Source organism: Pseudoalteromonas sp. SaAl2, from assembly GCF_052947895.1.
In genome coordinates, this window is record NZ_CM129605.1 from 982,237 (window position 1) to 1,000,578 (window position 18,342).

Annotated in this window: 12 protein-coding genes, 1 other RNA gene and 3 pseudogenes; 9 read left to right on the forward strand and 7 right to left on the reverse strand. The window is 40.1% G+C overall.

The window, feature by feature from the left end; translation table 11 throughout:
* Positions 1-5: 5 nt before the first annotated feature.
* Positions 6-902, reverse strand: a complete 897-nt coding sequence (locus ACU8V8_RS04675) for a GGDEF domain-containing protein (protein ID WP_446888981.1) — start codon at positions 900-902, stop codon at positions 6-8.
* A 154-nt stretch (positions 903-1,056) separates the two neighbouring features.
* On the opposite strand from ACU8V8_RS04675, the gene ACU8V8_RS04680 reads away from it, so the two are divergent.
* Positions 1,057-3,033, forward strand: a complete 1,977-nt coding sequence (locus tag ACU8V8_RS04680) for a cation:proton antiporter domain-containing protein (protein ID WP_446888982.1) — start codon at positions 1,057-1,059, stop codon at positions 3,031-3,033.
* A gap of 1 nt (position 3,034) precedes the next feature.
* Here the strand turns inward: ACU8V8_RS04680 and ACU8V8_RS04685 are convergent, their stop codons facing one another.
* On the reverse strand, positions 3,035-4,180 hold the full coding sequence (locus ACU8V8_RS04685; protein WP_446888983.1) for a patatin-like phospholipase family protein: 1,146 nt from the start codon (positions 4,178-4,180) through the stop codon (positions 3,035-3,037).
* 176 nt (positions 4,181-4,356) lie between these two features.
* On the opposite strand from ACU8V8_RS04685, the gene ACU8V8_RS04690 reads away from it, so the two are divergent.
* Positions 4,357-5,229 carry a DUF3014 domain-containing protein gene (locus ACU8V8_RS04690; protein WP_446888984.1) on the forward strand — a complete coding sequence of 291 codons (873 nt, stop codon included), beginning with the start codon at positions 4,357-4,359 and terminating at the stop codon, positions 5,227-5,229.
* A gap of 142 nt (positions 5,230-5,371) precedes the next feature.
* Positions 5,372-5,468: signal recognition particle sRNA small type (ffs, locus tag ACU8V8_RS04695), an RNA gene on the forward strand.
* Positions 5,469-5,654: 186 nt separating this feature from the next.
* Here ffs and ACU8V8_RS04700 read toward each other — a convergent pair.
* Complete coding sequence (locus tag ACU8V8_RS04700) at positions 5,655-6,626, reverse strand: integron integrase (RefSeq protein ID WP_446888985.1); 972 nt, start codon at positions 6,624-6,626, stop codon at positions 5,655-5,657.
* Between the two features lie 257 nt (positions 6,627-6,883).
* Here ACU8V8_RS04700 and ACU8V8_RS04705 point away from each other — a divergent pair, with 257 nt between their 5' ends.
* The gene (locus ACU8V8_RS04705) at positions 6,884-7,882 is read left to right on the forward strand and encodes a hypothetical protein (RefSeq protein ID WP_446888986.1); all 999 of its coding nucleotides are present in this window, start codon (positions 6,884-6,886) and stop codon (positions 7,880-7,882) included.
* Between the two features lie 488 nt (positions 7,883-8,370).
* Here ACU8V8_RS04705 and ACU8V8_RS04710 read toward each other — a convergent pair whose 3' ends face one another.
* Positions 8,371-9,414 carry an IS110 family transposase gene (locus ACU8V8_RS04710; RefSeq protein WP_446888987.1) on the reverse strand — a complete coding sequence of 348 codons (1,044 nt, stop codon included), beginning with the start codon at positions 9,412-9,414 and terminating at the stop codon, positions 8,371-8,373.
* A 290-nt stretch (positions 9,415-9,704) separates the two neighbouring features.
* Here ACU8V8_RS04710 and ACU8V8_RS04715 point away from each other — a divergent pair, with 290 nt between their 5' ends.
* Positions 9,705-11,243, forward strand: coding sequence for a transposase (locus ACU8V8_RS04715; RefSeq protein WP_446888988.1), 1,539 nt, complete (start codon positions 9,705-9,707; stop codon positions 11,241-11,243).
* 220 nt (positions 11,244-11,463) lie between these two features.
* The gene (locus ACU8V8_RS04720) at positions 11,464-11,694 is read left to right on the forward strand and encodes an energy transducer TonB (protein ID WP_446888989.1); all 231 of its coding nucleotides are present in this window, start codon (positions 11,464-11,466) and stop codon (positions 11,692-11,694) included.
* Between the two features lie 129 nt (positions 11,695-11,823).
* Here ACU8V8_RS04720 and ltrA read toward each other — a convergent pair whose 3' ends face one another.
* On the reverse strand, positions 11,824-13,179 hold the full coding sequence (gene ltrA, locus ACU8V8_RS04725; RefSeq protein ID WP_446888990.1) for a group II intron reverse transcriptase/maturase: 1,356 nt from the start codon (positions 13,177-13,179) through the stop codon (positions 11,824-11,826).
* Positions 13,180-13,798: 619 nt separating this feature from the next.
* On the opposite strand from ltrA, the gene ACU8V8_RS04730 reads away from it, so the two are divergent.
* A complete protein-coding gene (locus ACU8V8_RS04730) occupies positions 13,799-14,638 on the forward strand; it encodes an endonuclease domain-containing protein (protein ID WP_446888991.1) in 840 nt (279 codons plus the stop codon).
* A 77-nt stretch (positions 14,639-14,715) separates the two neighbouring features.
* Here ACU8V8_RS04730 and ACU8V8_RS04735 read toward each other — a convergent pair.
* Positions 14,716-14,970: pseudogene (locus tag ACU8V8_RS04735) on the reverse strand (group II intron reverse transcriptase/maturase); the annotation flags it as partial.
* A gap of 30 nt (positions 14,971-15,000) precedes the next feature.
* Between ACU8V8_RS04735 and ACU8V8_RS04740 the strand changes: the two are divergent.
* Positions 15,001-15,232, forward strand: a pseudogene (locus ACU8V8_RS04740) (transposase); the annotation flags it as partial.
* 216 nt (positions 15,233-15,448) lie between these two features.
* Positions 15,449-15,931 carry a hypothetical protein gene (locus ACU8V8_RS04745; protein WP_446888992.1) on the forward strand — a complete coding sequence of 161 codons (483 nt, stop codon included), beginning with the start codon at positions 15,449-15,451 and terminating at the stop codon, positions 15,929-15,931.
* Positions 15,932-16,705: 774 nt separating this feature from the next.
* On the opposite strand, the pseudogene ACU8V8_RS04750 reads toward ACU8V8_RS04745, so the two are convergent.
* Positions 16,706-17,813 (reverse strand): annotated as a pseudogene (locus ACU8V8_RS04750) (IS110 family transposase); the annotation flags it as partial.
* Positions 17,814-18,342: the final 529 nt, after the last annotated feature.

Sequence of the window (18,342 nt, forward strand, 5' to 3'; positions counted from 1 at the left end):
ATTTATTAATACGCCCTAGCGCAGTTTCTACCTGCGGCTTTAGCTTTGTATAAGCCTTTATCAGCACGCGAAAATATCTCATCTTCACAATCATGGCTATTTACCAAAGTATAGCCAATACTCGTAGTGACTTGGTATTGTGCCATAACACTGGAATCCCCCACTAAACGCATTATGCGTTGTGCAATGACTTTATTAGTAATAAATTCAGGATCGTCGATTAAAATAGCAAACTCGTCGCCACCAAAGCGAAATACTGAGTCAGTGCCGCGAATACTGGTTTGTAATACTGTTGAAAACTCTTTTAATACGTCATCGCCAATTTTATGACCAAAGCTGTCATTAACTTGCTTAAAGTTGTCTAAATCAAGCAACATCAAACTGAATGGACGATGCTGACGTCGACAGCGTTCCAGCTTTTCTAATAAAATGTCATTAAATTGGCTGCGGTTATTTAACCCCGTTAACGTGTCTTTAGTGGCTAAACGTAACACGCGGTTATACATTAATGCATTTCTCAACGGGTACACTAAGGCATTATGTAATCCCACTAGCTTAGCTTCAATATTCCCTGTTAGTGGATACTGGCTAAAGTAAATCAATTGCCCTAAATGCTCATTGTTTATATCTAAATCAAACGAGTAGGGTGGATTGGTATTATCACTGTTATTAACTTGGGTCACACCTTGCGACGATTGAAACTGCATACCTGAAAAATTAATAACTTGCTTTGCATTTTCTGCGTAAATGCTGAGTATTTCCTCAATATTTAACGTAGTTTGTAGCTTTGCAACTAAACTATGAATAGCCGCAGGCTCATTATTTCGGTAATGCTCTGCCGAAAACGGCAGGAACTCGCCACGAGCCGAAATGCGTTGCGTCAAAATATGGACGTTTTCCACTGAAATCTCCCCCCAGGAGTGGTTATAACTTAAATAAAGCGATTTTTGTGCCACTATTTCAAACTGGTCGAAAAACAGATAGTTGCTATAGTTAACTTATTAGTTGGTCGCTTTTTAATGGCTCTTTAGAACAAGTAAATTAGCGGAGGTCTACTTGCACAGTGTAATAGCTCAAGTTTTTGGCTTACTGCTTGCTGCGGTGGTTTTAGTGTGGCTATTTAAACGCGTAGGCCTGCCACCAATCCTAGCTTATCTAGCTACAGGTTTATTGGCCGGTAGCCATGGCATTGGTTGGATGGCGCAAAGTAATGAAATTCATTTTGTCGCAGAGCTCGGCATTGTTTTTTTATTGTTTAGTTTAGGTTTAGAATTTTCTGTTAGTAGGTTAATGGCCATGCGAAGTATTGTGTTTGGCCTAGGAACTTTGCAGGTGGTGGTGACCAGTGTGGTGATCATGCTTATTTTATTACTGCTTGGTCTTTCACTTTTAACAAGCTTTACAGTTGCCACCTTAATGGCGCTTTCATCAACAGCAGTGGTAGTCAAATTACTTAAAGAATCAGGCGATTTAAAGCAGCGGCGCGGACAGCTGGCTGTGGGGATTTTATTGTTTCAAGATATAGCTGTGGTGCCGCTATTAATTATTTTACCTTTACTTGCGCAAAGTAGTGACTCAGAGGGCATAGCTTGGGCACTGGCTGTTGCACTAACCAAAGGTGCATTTGTTTGTGTGCTGTTATGGGCCATTGGAAAGTGGCTATTACCTCGTGTATTTAGCGAAGTTGCACTAATGCGCACAGAAGAATTGTTTGTTTTAACGACGTTACTGGTTGCGTTATTTGCTGCCGGGCTTACTTATTTATTTGGGTTATCTATGGCGCTCGGAGCATTTTTAGCCGGTATGATGCTTGGAGAGAGCCAGTACCGCTATCAACTAGAAGCTGATATACGACCGTTTCGCGATATTCTTATGGGTTTATTTTTTGTTACTGTGGGTATGCAGCTCGACATTTTATTTGTGGTTGATGTTTGGTATTGGATATTAGCCGCTTTGGCGCTCATGTTTGTTTTAAAAATAGGTGTTATAGCCGTGCTCGCACAATTTATGGGCGAGAGAAAGCAAGACTCCCTAGCCACAGGGGGGATGTTGTGGCAAATGGGAGAGTTTGGTTTTGTACTTATAGCATTAGCGATGAAGCACCAGCTATTGTTGTTTGAGCAAGCATCTTTTTTAATTGCGCTTGCGGTTATGTCGATGGCACTCACGCCTTACCTCATTGAGCGTACCCCCTGGCTGTTAGCAAAATTCGGCTACCTTAAAAATGCACAAAGCTATGCACAGCAACCACCTACCAGTAGTGTTGTATACAGTAACCATGTGGTGATATGTGGTTTTTCACGGGTTGGCCAAACTATTGCGCGGTTTTTAAAGCCCGAGGCGATAGAGTATGTCGCAGTTGAAAGTAACCCAGTATTAGTACAAGAAACAAAAGCCGCCGGTGAGCCGGTGATTTTTGGTCATGTAAAACAAAAAGATATTTTACGCTCAGCAGGGGTTGAGCGAGCTCGCTTAGTGATTATTACTTTTACTGACTTTGAGCAAACACAAATAGTGGTTGATGCAATAAAACAAATTGCCCCAGAAGTTAAAATTCTTTTGCGTACGAGAGATGACAGTGAGCTCGAATTATTACAAGAGTTAGGTGTAACAGAAGTTGTACCAGAGACCCTTGAAGCCAGTTTAATGTTGGTATCACATGTGTTGTATATGTCAGGTGTGCCAATGACCCGTATCGTTAGAAGAGTGAGTAAAGAACGGAGAAATCGCTATAAGTATTTACATGGCTTTTTTGCTGGCGACAAATTTAGCAAAGAGGATAATAATGCAGAGCGACTAGAGTACTTACATGTCATAGCATTACCTGAGGGGGCGTTTTCGGTTGATAAAAGTATCAATGAGCTGCATTTAGAAAAGCGCAGAGTAACGGTAAGGGCTCTGCGCCGCCAAGGTCGTGAAATAGACTCGCCCTCACACCATACTCTTTTACTCACCGGCGACATCTTAGTACTTCAAGGCAAGCCTAGGCGAGTAGAGCGCGTAGAGCGTTACCTTATTGATGGCAGCGAATAATTTAATCTAGCTCTAAAAACGCCCTGATCTGTGGGAGTTTTTCTATACCATCTTTATAGCCTATTTCAATTAAATGTTGGGTATAGCGTTTTTCGAATAATAAGTAACTGGTTAAACTCGACTGAGAGCGCTTTTTTACACCAATCATACGCAAAAGCATTTTGATGGGCAGCGGCATATCATCATAATACTGAGCAGCAATGGCATTAAAGTTCTCTGATGGGTTGATCACACACGTTTCTATTTGTTTTAACTCTTGGTGTTTATCACGTCCTGGCATGAGCCCCAACGTACGGTTTATTCGTTGTAAGCGTTCTAAGTCTGATTGCAAGGTATCGCTAAAAACACTATCAAGTAAATGACCCGCAATTGAAGATAACCCCGGGAAATGCGGCAAGTAGCCCGGTGGGTGTAGCTCTTTTGGTTGATCAACCCCGATAATAAAGATTTTTTCAGCGCCTAAATGCACACTTGGACTGAGTGGTGACAGCTGATGAATTGAACCATCACCAAAATAGTGATTGTGTACATTAACACTTGGGAACACCATCGGAATTGCACTGGACGCCATTAAATGCTCAACATTTATTCGTGTCGCTTGCCCTTCACGTTTGGCTCGTTGCCAAGGTGATTGAGTGTTCGACTGGAAAAACGCCACAGAGTCACCAGTGGTATAACTAGACGCCGTAATTGACAATGCATCTAAATAATTACGGTGAAGGTTACGCTCAATGCTGGTTAAATCTAATATCTCGCTAAGTAACTTGCGAAGCGGCTGATTGTTAAGCAAACTAGCTGGTGGATGGTTAATATGCTCAGACTGAAAACTGGTCAGCATATTTCGCGCTATATGGCCAAATACACTAATAAAGTCACTTTTATAAACCATTGAAGTAGAAAAGTTTTTCCACACATGTTCGAGCTTTCGAGTGGCTAAATGGGCGCAAGATGCATAGCACGCTAAAGCAGCAGAGTTGATTGCACCCGCTGACGTGCCATTAATAATGGTAAAAGGAAGCGGAGCTGTGCGAGGCATACTTTGCGCAAGTGCTTTTAATACCCCGACTTGATAAGCAGCACGCGCCCCCCCCCCAGTTAATAGTAGAGCTACTTTAGGCTTATTTTTATCGACTTGTTTTATTTTCATGGTTGCGATTAAACTGTTGACCGTCTTTACTTTATTTATTAACTGTAAGTCTTTAAGCTAGAAGAATCAAAGGATACCTGAGCGAGAACACTTTTTTTATCGCTTGATTGGGAATTTTACTCACTTAGTCGACTCTAAGTGTTTGAATAATGCATTTTAATTTTTATGGAGTTCGTATGTCAGATCAATCACCACAGCCAGATGTCGAAAAACGTCCACCAAACAACAATTTGTTATTTGCACTTGTTATACTGATTGTTATTGCATGTGCTGCCGCATTTGTTTTATTAAGCTCGGATGAAGAGCCACAGCCCGTTGTTGAGCAAGCCCCTGTAGAGCAACCAATTCAAGAGTATCAAGCACCAGAGCCAAAGGAAACTGAGCCTGACCCAGAAGTATTACCAGAGCCTGAGGTTGTAGAGCGTCCACCTAGTAGAGATGCCGAGCCTGCACTTGAGGTTGAACCGCTCCCTAGCTTAAATGAAAGTGATGAAGTGGTCGTTGCCAATATTGACGAATACCTAAGTGACCAAGTTATGGGATTATTGGTGACAGATGACGTTATTCGCCGTGGTGTTGTATTTATTGACAACCTAGCAAAAGGTAAAGTGGCTGCAAAGCACGCCCCAGTTGAACGCCCTGAAGAAAGCTTTAGCGTTATTGAAGGTGAAATACTCACGATTGACCCTAATAGCTACGAACGTTACACCCCGTACGTTAAAATATTTACTAGCATGAGCGCAGCGCAAATAGTGCGTTTATACGAAGAGTATAAACCGCTTATTAACGATGCTTATACCGAGATTGGCTACCAAGGTGATGCGTTTAATCAAACTCTTGAAGAGGCTATTGAGTTACTACTTGATACACCTGAGCCAAAAGGTGATATGCCATTATTGCGCGACTCAGTAACGTACCAATATGCTTACTCAGAATGGGAGGGCTTACCAGCCGCGCAAAAACAGCTACTACGCATGGGCCCAGAGAACATGAAAAAAATAAAAGCCGTACTGCGTAACGTACAAGCAGAACTCGATAAGCAACAGTAAGTAATAATTAAAATCGTATAAAAAACAGTGTGATTGTGTGTTTAACATGCAATCGCACTTTCTTTTTTGATTTTCTCTTGAATAAGAGTGCAAAAGTAGAGATAATCCCTCCCGCGCCAAACAAGGCCCTCAATGGTAGTCTTATTGGTCCTCTCGCAACACTAGCAGGCGAACCTGGTCAGGCCCGGAAGGGAGCAGCCACAGTTTGTGACGTGTGTGCCGAGATGTGGCTGGTAAGACTGCCACCCAAATTCCTCATTTGGGTGTTGTAAATTTCCTTTTTTCAAACTATCTAAAAATTACCAATACTATTTCTCATAATGTGCTTTTGGTAAATCCTCATCAAAATTGTAATGACCTCATTTTTAATCTAATAGGCGTGCTTTTTCATCATACTTTTGCCGTGAAATGAACATTGATAAAGTTTAAAATATTTTACTTAATGGGCTTACAACACCATTTGCTCCTTGCTGTAAAACATGAGTATATATTTGCGTTGTTTTGACATCTGAATGGCCAAGCTGAGCTTGAACTGTTCTGATATCGGCACCACTTTGCAATAGATGCGTTGCAAATGAATGACGTAAGGTATGCGGTGTTATTATTTTTGTTAATCCCGATTTTTGAACTGCTTTCTTTACTTCTTTTCTTACACACGAGTGATGAAAATGATGTCGTCTTATTTCACCACTTTGAGGATCTGTGCTTAATATATGAGAGGGAAATAAATATTGCCATGTAAGTGATTTTGCTGCGCAAGGATATTTTTTTGTTAAAGCATAAGGCATCCATACACCAGCATAATCAGAATTTTTTAAATCAAGTTTTAGATGGTCATCAACGTGTAAAATTTGATTTCTCAGCATCGGTATTAGCTCGGTGGCCAGCGTTACAATACGGTGTTTATTACCTTTGCCATTCCATACTTGAATACACTTGTAATCAAAATCAATATCTTTCACTCTTAGTTGCACTGCTTCCATTACTCTTAAACCACTTCCATACATAAGGGCAGCAATTAAATAATAGCGTTTATTTAAATGAGTCATTAATATTTTGACTTCTTCAGGCGTCATTACTACAGGTAGTTTTGCTTGTTTCTTACTGCGGGCAAAATTTAAATTCAACGACAGTTCATTTTTTATTATGTGTTTGTATAAAAATGACAATGAATTGAGAGCTGTTGCTTGCGTACGCGGTGCAACATTTTGTTTTAACACTAGATGTTCTAGATATCGTTCGACTTCATTGTTTCCCATTGAAGCGGGGTGGCGCTTATCATTAAAATGAATATAAGATGCAATCCACCTTAGGTACGTATCCACGGTACGTAATGAATACTGACGTACCAACATATAATCAGCGATATAATTTAAAAATGGGGAGCGCGTTTTCATGTCATTACCAATATAAATAACTGTATAAATATACAGTTTAGTTGTTTTGCTCCCATATTCAAGAAAATGAGCGATGAGCGCATGTTCTTTTCTTTGAATATCTTTAGCGCCAATAAAAAATTTATAGTTGGTAATACATTATGTTATTTGTTAAAAATAGATTTATAAATACATAAGCGTGGCATCGGCAGAAAGATCCGCCCTTCGCGCACTATAAAATTGTTAGAAGGCACTCTAGATTGGAGTTCAATTAAATTATGGAAGAAGCCGTTATATCAGGAGTTCATGACTTTGCTCGTTCAATGAATTCAGGAAGTAAAGTCGTATCTGATATGTCTGCGCTTGTAAATGCAACATCTTCTTTACCTTTAACTAAATTAGATTACTGGGAAAGGTTAATTCGGAATGAATTTTATAAAGCGTTAGAAGCTACCGCTCAACCTAAGTGGAAAATCTGGAATAAACCACAACACTTTTTAACTTGGGTTGATTTATGTAGCTGGGACGGCTTCAAAAGAGAAAAGACAATTCGTACTTTATCTAATGGAGCGCCAAATACTTTTTTCTTCGCCTTAGTTCTACGCCGATTAAATGATTGGGTACCTCAAGTCAGAAAGGCGGTAAGAGAACACTTACCTAAAATAGCAGAGCTTTCTAACCCTGAACACGTAGCGGATGGGCTCTGCTTAATTCTATCGAATTGGAATTCGTGGGGACGAATTGAAGACGAAGACAAGAAAGTATTGTTAAAAATTATTTCATCTAAGCCGGTCGCCGCGGCTTTAAAAATAAAAATATTAAATGGCACTTCAGGCCCTTTACCTACAATTTTTTCTCAAATAGGGCGAGAGGCTACTTTCGATAGTGAACTACATGATTTTGCTGTAAATGCCGTGCAACCATCCGTTCGTGCTAAAGCATTTAGATGTTTGTTTGAAGGTGAAATGACATGGGTTGAAGGTTATAAATGGAAATGGACGGATGTGAGGTTCTGTAAAGGCAGAGTAATGCCCATAATTGGTAAAAGAAAGTTAACTTCGGAGCTTCAATTTCTAAAAAGCTTGCATCAAGCGTCAGGTGACCGTTCGTCATTAGTAAGAAGGGTTGCCGCTGAAATACTTATTAGAGAATTAGATTCATTAGGAAATGAAGCTAAAACACTGGCTAATAAATTCTCAAAAGATTCAGCCTTAAGTGTTTCTGAGCGAGGCGATTTTGCTCTTAAAAAATTGGAACTACAAAGTATTGAGCAATAGCCTTCTAACACATATGAGCCTTAACTCTGTCAATAGGCAATAGTGTTTTTTTGACCGTTTTTATAAATTGACGGTCAATTAAAAATCAATAAACAAATTCGTTTACTTCGTCTGTCGATGCGGCTGTTAAGCAAGTAGCTTACGGCAAACACATATAGAGGCTCTCTTATTGCGATCTCATCGCAGCCAGATTTTTCCCATATCCTTTTGGGGTTGCTGGGGCACTAGACATTCATCGGTTAACCTAATCATGGCACTATTCAAGGCGGCTGGTTTCATCTTGGTGATCCAGTTAGTTTCAGGCTCAAGTCAGGTGTAAGCGACTTTGTTTATTGTATTAATGCACGCGTACTGAGCGTCTAATCAAGGCAAGTGGCTTAGGTCTGTAGGCATATAATCAGGTTAAACCTTGTTGGTTATTAACTCACCCAATTGATTGATGCTCAGCCTTATATCCAGTTAGATGTTCAGCTCACTCAGTACCGTGACTAACTCTTTAAGAATTTTTCTTCATCGAATACCGTCTCTTTTTTAAGCATAAAATAAACACAGCGACCCAGCTTATGCGCAAGCGCTGACAGTGCTTTGGCTTTGCTCATTCGCTTTTGTAGTTTTTCAAGGTATTTGTTGGCGTTGTGATTGTGACGCAGCAGTAATACGGCAGCTTCCGAGAACGCCCATTTTAGATGTGCATTGCCAATTTTATTACCTTGGGTACCATAGGTTTTGCCAGCAGACTCCGCTTTGCATTTGACTAACCGACTATATGAAGCGAACTTTTGTACGCTTGAAAAGCGATTGATGTCACCAATTTCGTAAATAATGGTGAGTGCAAGAATGCGGCCTATACCATTAATTGTTTGCAAAATATTAAGGTGAACAGGGTTGTGCTGTTTTGCCATTTGTTCAATGTAATGCTCTAAAGGCTTAAGCTCCTTATGATAGCAATCGAGTATGGCCATGTTTAAATTAATAGAGCGTTGTACTACGGGATCAGGAAAGTAATAGCGCATCTTTTCTCTGTCGCAGACGTTTTTTAAATTGACATTATGGGCAGGTAAATTGTACTGGCTGGCCGTATTGGCGACATGGGCTTTTAAATCAGCGCCATGACGGACGATTTTAGTTCTTCGGCGCAATAAATCGCGTGTAGCACGCATATCTTTGTCATAGACATAAGCTAGTGGAAAGTTACCACCACGGATGAGTTTAGCAATTTTGTGTGAATCTATTTTATCGTTTTTGGCTTTGCCGCCATGAATCGCTTTCATATACAAAGCATGACCGAGAATAAAGTCGATAGTGTGTTCTTTGCAAAAATCAGCGACCCAATACCAACAGTGCATGCACTCTACGCCAACCACAATGTCACCGATATACGGTTTAAGTAGTTTTAGCAGTGCATCAGGATCATCTTTAATTTTCTTGTGAACAAGGATAAGTCCTGTATTATCAATGATACAGACGTAAAGTAATCGCGCGTGTAAATCGATTCCACAATAATATGGATGCATGTTATTGTAAAAGTTCATTGAGCTTTCTCCTGTAAGGTTGGTTGCCTTTTCAGCGTAGCGAATAATCGCGATGCTGGGGAGGAGGCTCAATGAGTATCAAGTCATTGCAGCAGGACAAATAACAGTTGGTTTTTGCTCCTTCGTCGCTTATTTTAACCAACTGATATTTGCCTCTTAGTAAGGCGTTGAGGCTGTAGAATTACTCTTTTTAGGAACTGATTATACACACTTGACTTGATTGCTTTTTAACCTTGAATCCATCTGTTCGGTGTGATCTAATAGATATTATTCACCCACGGTAAACTGTTATGGCCAACTACAAGCCTGACTTATCCTGCCAAAACAAATTCATTCCTATCAATTTCGCTGAGCAAATTTTGCCGGGAACATTTGAATATGCCCTTTGTTATATTGTCGAAAATAAACTCGATTTATCGGGTTTTGACGCGTGGTATAACAACGACAAAACAGGCGCTGCGGCGTATCCGCCTACGGTGATGTTAAAGATAATTTTACTTGGTTATGCTCATGGATTAATTAGTAGCCGCCGAATAGCCAAGGCCTGTGAGAACAATATTCTGTTCATGAGTGTGTCAGGGGATATTCAGCCACATTACACATCAATAGCAAGTTTCGTGGCCAAAATGCACGAACAGATTGAGCCGCTGTTCACCCAAGTGCTGATGATATGTGATGAAGAAGGCTTGATAGGTCGTAATATGTTTGCGATTGATGGCTGTAAATTGAAATCGAATGCGAGTAAAGAATGGAGCGGCACATTCGATGAGTTAGGTCGTAAAAAAGCAAAGCTAGAACGCGCAAGCAAACGTATTATTGAGCGTCACCAATCACAAGATGGGCTGGGCAAGGAGTTAATAACACAGGATTTAAAACAAAAAGAAAAGCTGGATAAAAGTGCAGATAAAATAACTGAGTACTTAGCGACACATCAAGAAAAAACAGGCAGTAAAGGCAAGCCGGTAAAAAGTAATATCACCGACCCCGATAGCGCGAAAATGACAACGTCAAAAGGCACAATCCAAGGCTACAACGGGATAGCGATAAACGATGATAAACATCAAATTATACTGCAAGCACAGGCATGGGGCTCGGTGGGTGAGCAACAAACCTTACAGCCAGCGGTTAAGCAATTAAAACAGCAGCTCGATAAACTCCAAACTGAAAAACAAACAGACAAACACGCCATAAAATTTACAGCAGACAGTGGGTTTAATAGCGAAGCGAACCTTGAATACATGGCGAAAAGCGGCTTTGATACTTACATTGCGGATAACCAATTTAGAAAACGAAATCCGCTGTTTAAAGACAGCGAAACCTATGAAACAGAGCAAGAAAAACGCCGATTAAAACGCAGTAAAGGTAAGCCACGGTTATTTACCTCAGACGACTTCCATTATGATGAAGCAACCCAAACCTGCCGCTGCCCCGCAGGCAATGACATGTGGCGAAGCGGGGTTAATGTAAACAGTCATAATCAAAAGTACACGAGATTCTGCGGTTACTTAAAAGATTGCAAAGTATGTCCCCTGCAACAGCAATGTATGCGAAAGCCACCGATAAAAACAGGCCGACAAGTGCAGTTTAAAAATGATGAATCGCGCAAAAAGCTAAGCTACATAGATAAAATGAAGGTCAAAATAGACAGCCCAATGGGGCGACGACAATACAGTAAGCGATTAGGTTGTATCGAGCCTGTGTTCGGGAACATTACAGTGAATAAAGGGATGAATAAATTGACCTTACGAGGTCAAACGAAAGTGAATGCCCAATGGCAACTGTATTGCTTAGTTCATAATATAGAAAAGCTGCAAAACACGATACATTAATAAAGGTAAGCCCTTTTAACTTTGATAAAGCCACTCATACATCAGAAACACCTTCCAAAACGCCAATTAAAGCAACAGCAAATCCTCTTTTTATATTTTACGTAAAACCGAAGTAACCGATTGAATCAAAATAGGAACTCGGCTATGGTTAATACATTAATAAAAACAAATAAAAAACGAGTTAATCTACAGGCTCGTTAACTTTCAAAAAAGGGAATTTATGTTTAGAACGTTATTATTAGCTCTATTTTTAATTTTTTTAATTGGATGTAACTCAACATCTGAGACATTACCGCCAGAAGGTTGGGTCGAATTAAAATTTGATATTGATAAAAATGGTGACCCTGTAAATATAATCGTTGTTGATTCTGATAGCGGAGATACCTTCGATAAAGAAGCGATTCGAGCTCTAAGTAAATGGAAATACAAACCAAAAAGTTGTGGATGGTGAGGCTGTTGCACAGAGAGGTTTGAAAGTTAGGTTAGATTTTAAGGCTGAAAATGAAAGTTAATCGGGTAGCCGGAGGTCTCTAACCTCCAGCCCCCACACCACCCATCATGCGGGTCCGCAATGGGCGGTTCATCTCCCGTAATGAATATTGATCCAAATATCTCTCAATGAAACTAAACCTTGTGATGCTAAATAGTCATTGCCTAGCGCAATGTTAATTCCTTTTGTTTTCGAGCTTCGACAAGGGCCTTTGCTGGTGATGCCACAGGCTATGGCGAGTCGTTCGCTAACACCTAGCTTTATTAAACTGCGTACTTTCGTGCGTGGTTTACGCCATTGCCGCCAGTAGCACATTCTTATCCTACGGCGTATCCAATGATCTAAATCCACCGTTAACTGATAAGCGTTGGCTATTAGGTAATAGTGTCCCCATCCACGTAAATACTGCGTGAGTTTATGAATTTGTAGGGTCATTGAGATCCCCCAGTTGCGGTTAGTGAGTTCTCTTACATTTGCTTTAAATTTCTTTAGCGCCTGTTCGTGGATCTGCACATGACCGTAACGGAAGGTAAACCCAAGAAATTTCGAGCCTGATACTGGACCGACTCGACTTTTCGATTCATTCACTTTGAGTTTTAATCGCTGTGTGATAAACGCAGTAATGTCCCGTTGGATTATGAGCCCTTCGCTTTTCGTTTTTACTAAAATGATTATGTCATCAGCATAACGTGCAAACTTAAGCTGTTTGTAGGTTAACTTCTTATCTAATTCATCGAGTAAAATGTTGGAAAGTAAAGGGGATAATGGCCCACCTTGAGGGACTCCTTTGGTTGACTCAAACCACAGACCTGTTTCGCGCTCTGCTATCCCTGCTCGCAGATATTTACCGAGTAGGCGCATGAGTGCTTTGTCTTTGATTTTACGAGCAACACGATTCATTAGCATGTCATGGTTTACTTCATCCAAGAATTTAGACAAGTCAATATCAACCGCTGTTTTGCAACCTTGTTTAACACAAGATTGAACATGATTTACTGCTTGGCTGGCTCTTTTATGAGGGCGATAACCATAACTATGTGGTGAAAATTGAGGCTCAAAGTAAGGGCTAATCACTTGAGCAATAGCTTGTTGGATCACTCTGTCGATAACAGAGGGGATCCCAAGCATTCGCTCACCGCCATCGGGTTTGGGTATCATCACGCGTTTGACTGGCAAGGGTTGATAAGTGCCGTTAAGTAATTGGTGTTTAATACCCAGCCAATGTAACTTAGCGAAGTGATTAAATTCCTCAATGCTCATATTATCAATACCGGCAGCCCCTTTATTGCGCTTAACGTGTTGCCATGCTGCACCAATATTGTGGTTGCTCAGTACACTTGCCATCAGGTCACGATCTGTTTGGTTGTATTCATTCGAGGTATTATTCACAGCAGAACGCTGTTCATCACTATCACAACACGGTGATCTATGTGAATTCAAGTTCAATTGTAGTATCTCCTCTGGTTAAGATGTTCAGGCCTTCACCGTGTCCCCTCCATTACGATGGGCGTTTGGCTACTATGCCGTCTGCTGACTTCTGATAAATCACTCTAGCGATTACTCGATAAAGCGCGTCTAAACTAACGCTTGTTTACTGCTATTTCGCTCGCTGTAGGTCGCAGCAACCAGAGCGCCAAGGGTTGAAAGACCAGTCCCTAACTGGTAATCTCCAAGCGTTAGCGCGGATGCGTGTTTATCAGATCTCCCCGAATAAGGTGCATCGACTTTCTCTGCACAACTGCATCATTTACGGTGGCCGTTAGATCACATGACTTCGCTATCTTGTGCTAGCTCGTCTTCAGCCTACGCCTCATATGATATTTTTGTTCATCAGCTCGCAGATTTGCTAGCGGCTTCCTCCAGACTATCTCTCGCGATTTAGCCCTTGCCATTCGCTAGTAGTTATCGTTTAATAACAGTATGTTATTTAAACGGTGATCTTCCTACAGAGGACTTTCACCTCATAAGTCAATGCCCATGTCGGGCGTACACAATAAAATTGAAGCGGACACTGCCAAGAGCGGGCAGCGCCGCTTAATTTGGTGTTAGGCAATCAGAGTTCCTTATGAGTAATAAGATGTCCCCTATAGAAAGAATGTTTAATGACGCATGCAAAGCAATTGATATAGTTTTTGAAAGAGAAAAGCAAGTAAGTCGTTATCGTGTAGATTGTATTGATGAATCCAGAAAGTTGATTGTTGAGTTAGATGGTCACGAAACACATAAATCTAAAGAAGATAGAACATATGATGCTCAACGAGACAGGCACTTACAAAGAGAAGGCTATACATTAATTAGATTTACTGGCAGTGAGATTTATAGAGATGCTGCAGCGTGTGCTCAAGAAGTCTTACAAACAATTAAGCTTATGGAGCCATCTATTAAAGCAGACGGAGCTATATATATTGATTGGCAGTTTTTCTGTAGAAGAGTATCAAAAAAATACGCTCAATATAAATCAAAAGGGATTACAGTTCATTACTCTAGTATAGCTACCTCTCGTTTACTTGAGTTCATTAGTAATTATTTAAATTTATCTGGTAAATATGATGTGCATTTATTTGGCCTCCCTAGTTCATTTTCAGATAGCCTTGTAAGTATTGATACTTTAAAAGTAGTGGAATTTGACAATGTTACTATTCATGTTTTTGAAAATCAGTGTGAATGGTTAATTATAGAACTTTCAAAACATTTGCACTTAGAAGGCAATATCTACAAAAAGCTTCATTTGGTTGCTGATGATCCTATGTTACAGATTGAATTGAATAGAGGCCGTCATCTTGATTGCTTAATTAGTCTTGATGATAACGAAACAAATTTATCTCAAATAGAGTCTGATAATTGGCAGGATATAGATATTATAATTGGTCATTTATTTGGACTTGAACCGCATGACATGATCTAAAATGCCTAATCGGGTAGCCGGAGGTCTCTAACCTCCAGCCCCCACACCACCCATCATGCGGGTCCGCAATGGGCGGTTCATCTCCCGTAATGAATATTGATCCAAATATCCCTCAATGACACTAAACCTTGTGAAGCTAAGTAGTTATTGCCTAGCGCAATGTTAATACCTTTTGTTTTTGAGCTTCTACAAGGGCCTTTACTGGTGATACCACAGACTATGGCGAGTCGCTCGCTAACACCCAATTTCATTAAACTGCGTACTTTGGTGCGAGCTATTCCATGTAAAGAGCGCCATTGCCGCCAGTAGCACATTCTTATCCTACGGCGGATCTAATGATTTAAATCTAACGTCAGCTATAAAAAATCAAAGTCAAAATAGACAGCCCAATAGGGCGACGGCAGCTTTTTATAGAAGGAATGGCAAACGACTTGATTGTATTGAGCCTGCTTTCCTTTAAATAAACAGCGGGATATAACGGTTAATAAAGGCATGAACAAATTGACTTTACGCGGACAAACGAAAGTGAATGCGCAATTGCAGCTGTATTGTCTAGTACATAATCTAGAAAAGCTGAGAAACACGATACATTAATAAGGGTAAGCCCTTTTAACCTAAATTAAAGCTACTCAACCCCCGTAATCCCGTCCAAAACGTCAATTAAAACAATATAAAACACTTCTTTATATTCTGGGTAAAAACACAGTAATCAATTGAACCAAAATAGGAACTCAGCTATGGTTAATACATTAATAAAAACAAATAAAAAACGAGTTAATCTACAGGCTCGTTATGTTCCAAGGATAGATTGTGCCAAAATACGAAATTGCATACTTCTTAAACGAAGAGAACATTTGGGAACCAACATCTTATCTAGAGCTTGAAGATGAAAACGTTCGCGCCAAATTACGCGACAAGGATTTACGCGAAAAACGAAATGGGGAGATATTGCTTGGTATACGAAACCACCCAGATACCCCACATTTCTTTAGAAAGAGATTAATTCGTCAAAATATTGAAAAAGGCGTTAGTGAGTCAGATAAGCACAACTATATCGTGGACTTTCTTGAGAATTATCTTGATCAGAAATTCAGCAAGCACCATTTCGGTTATTACGAAAGACCTTGGTCAGAAGATAAAGGGTTTGGAGAAATCATAAAAACTAAGAACTTTAAATGGAGCAAAGAGGTTGGTTTTGGGTTGGCGTACGGAAAGTACATTGTCTTTGATCTTCTTGGTCGATCAACTGAAAAAATTGCTCTTTTTAGATTCCTCGCCATATGTGGCCGTTGAGGTTGTCGATACGCATTTTCATTCTAAGGAGGCATTTATAGCTCTCCTAGAGTTATCTAGAAATCTTCCATTCATTATTCTTTATTATTATATAAATAAGTTTCCTTTACTAAATCAGCAGAAAGATCCATCTCGGTCAAATGGATACTCAAAAATTAGAATTCATAGCTATATCTCGGATGGGGCATTTTGGATAAGAGATAAACGTATCGAAGAAGAAGATGAAGTTACGATTTCTCCTAATGATACTAGCGAATATTACAACCTTATCAAAGAGAGGCTATATAACGATGGATTTATTCGAAATAGAACTTAACAATTCAATCAACTTCGCGCCTACGGCGCCGGACGCAGCAATGCTGCGCCGGTTATTGAGGCGTTGGTATGACTCCCACTGTCAAGTTAAACACACTGATCCTTGCCTAACTTTTTAAGCCATAATTACTTCAGCTCGAATTAGAGCGAGTTAATACATAGGATGAAGCAAGTAATGTCGTCGGTTATCTTGCTGATATGACTACAGGCGTCCTGCCTTTCGTGAATCAGCTACGCTGTTCAAAATTGTTCCTGACAATTTTGTCGTTGGTTATTACTATTTCTAGTAACAGAGCAGACCTTACTTAGTTCGTCGTGGCACCTGTCTTCAGTCTATGTTCGTGGTTCAATGCAGCGTTAGCTGCATTGCCATCCTAACGCCGTCAGTGGTTGTGCCACACCCGATGCTTGATCCTATGCACTAACTCTAATTCGTTTATCATGCGGGTACTCTTGCCAATTGTAGTGTTTCCCTTTGGCTATCATTTTTTTATAACGTTTGCAGAGCCTAAGCTGCGCTTTCCACGCAATATCAATAATATCCTTTGGTAAACCTTCTTGTCGTTTTTGCATATCTGTCGATATATTCGCGGCATACCGATAAGTGTGCGCGCCTTCAACAAGGAGGCGTCTTGCTCGGCCGTTTCCGCATTTTGTGATAGCGCCAATATGGCGTTTGCCACCACTCGAGTGTTCACTAGGTACAAGACCGAGATAACTCATTAATTTACGGGGATGATCGAAGCGAGTTAAATCGCCAAGCTCAGCAACAACGCCGGTGGCGACCAATAATCGAACGCCACGCATAGCTTGTATTGCTTTAACAACGGGGTAATAACGCCACTGGTGAACGTGGTGTGTGAGTTCATTATCTAACCGTTCAAGTCGGCTTATTCGTTCGGTAATTGTTTGTAAAAATTCTTGTAAGACGATGTGCTGAGCGGGATGCGGAAGCACAAGTTCAGTGAGCCAACGTAAATGTTTTTGTGACCAATTTGCGGTGCCTTTGTAATTAATATTATTACGAAGCAGCAGCGCTTTTAATTGGTATTTAGCATCTTTTAAATCCTTCATTGCTATTTCGCGTGCGCGAGATAAATCGCGTACAGCTTCATCTTCAGGCTAAGGAACATAGATAGGTGTTAAATCTTTAGATTTAAGTAATTTAGCGAGCTTAAGGGCATCACGTTTATCGGTTTTAATTTTCTCACCGGGTTTTTTAGGGATAAGAGAGGGTGCAACCACATAACAGCAATGGCCGAGGCTGGTGATTAATCTGTAAATCCACAAATTTATAGGGAATAAATTTGAACCGCGAAGCGGGCTTTAGTGAGTATCAAGGACGATACAAATAATAACCACAAGGGCCGGCTTCATAAACAAAGTGTAGTGTTGCGCCAGGGTATTTAGATTCAAACTGACGAACAAGCTTTTGAACGGCCACTTTGGAAGAAGAAAAGCGACCAAGGTGAACAGGTTGTGCACCTCTATGTTCTTCAATATAGGCGACTTCATTGAATTTTTTATGTGTATCAAGACCGATAAAAAGTATGCTATGTTTGTTCATGTTAGCCTCTGCTGTTTAGTTAATTGATAAACTAATTATGGCTCTGGCTTTGAATTAAGCTGACTCACTAAAGTAGTAGGCCAATGTCATGTGGAAGTCATGATGGTGAGGTTCTTTTTTATAGTTTTCAGATATATTTTACAGTGTCTTAATTAACGTGAATTTTGTATATATTTTAAAGTATTATCTGGGGTTGAATATTACTTATATTATCGATGTTGGGCACGATGTTTGGTTTTTCTGCTCATTATTTATATTAAAGAATATAAAATCATAGCGAAGTTGCGCTAATAAAGAAATACTTCTTATTGTGTATATTTAAGCCTAAACTTCATGTTGCAACTGATAGTGTCTTTAGCTTTTCTTTTCATCCCTGAATGAAGCACTATTATTGGCATAATTACAAAAATAGACCGGAGTTGTTATCACAGACTAATAATCGGTTAAACCGGGCTACGAAGAATCATTACTTTTTGCTAAAACGCAAAAAACAGTTGATCGAAATATTATTAGGTGAGTTTTTGTTGTC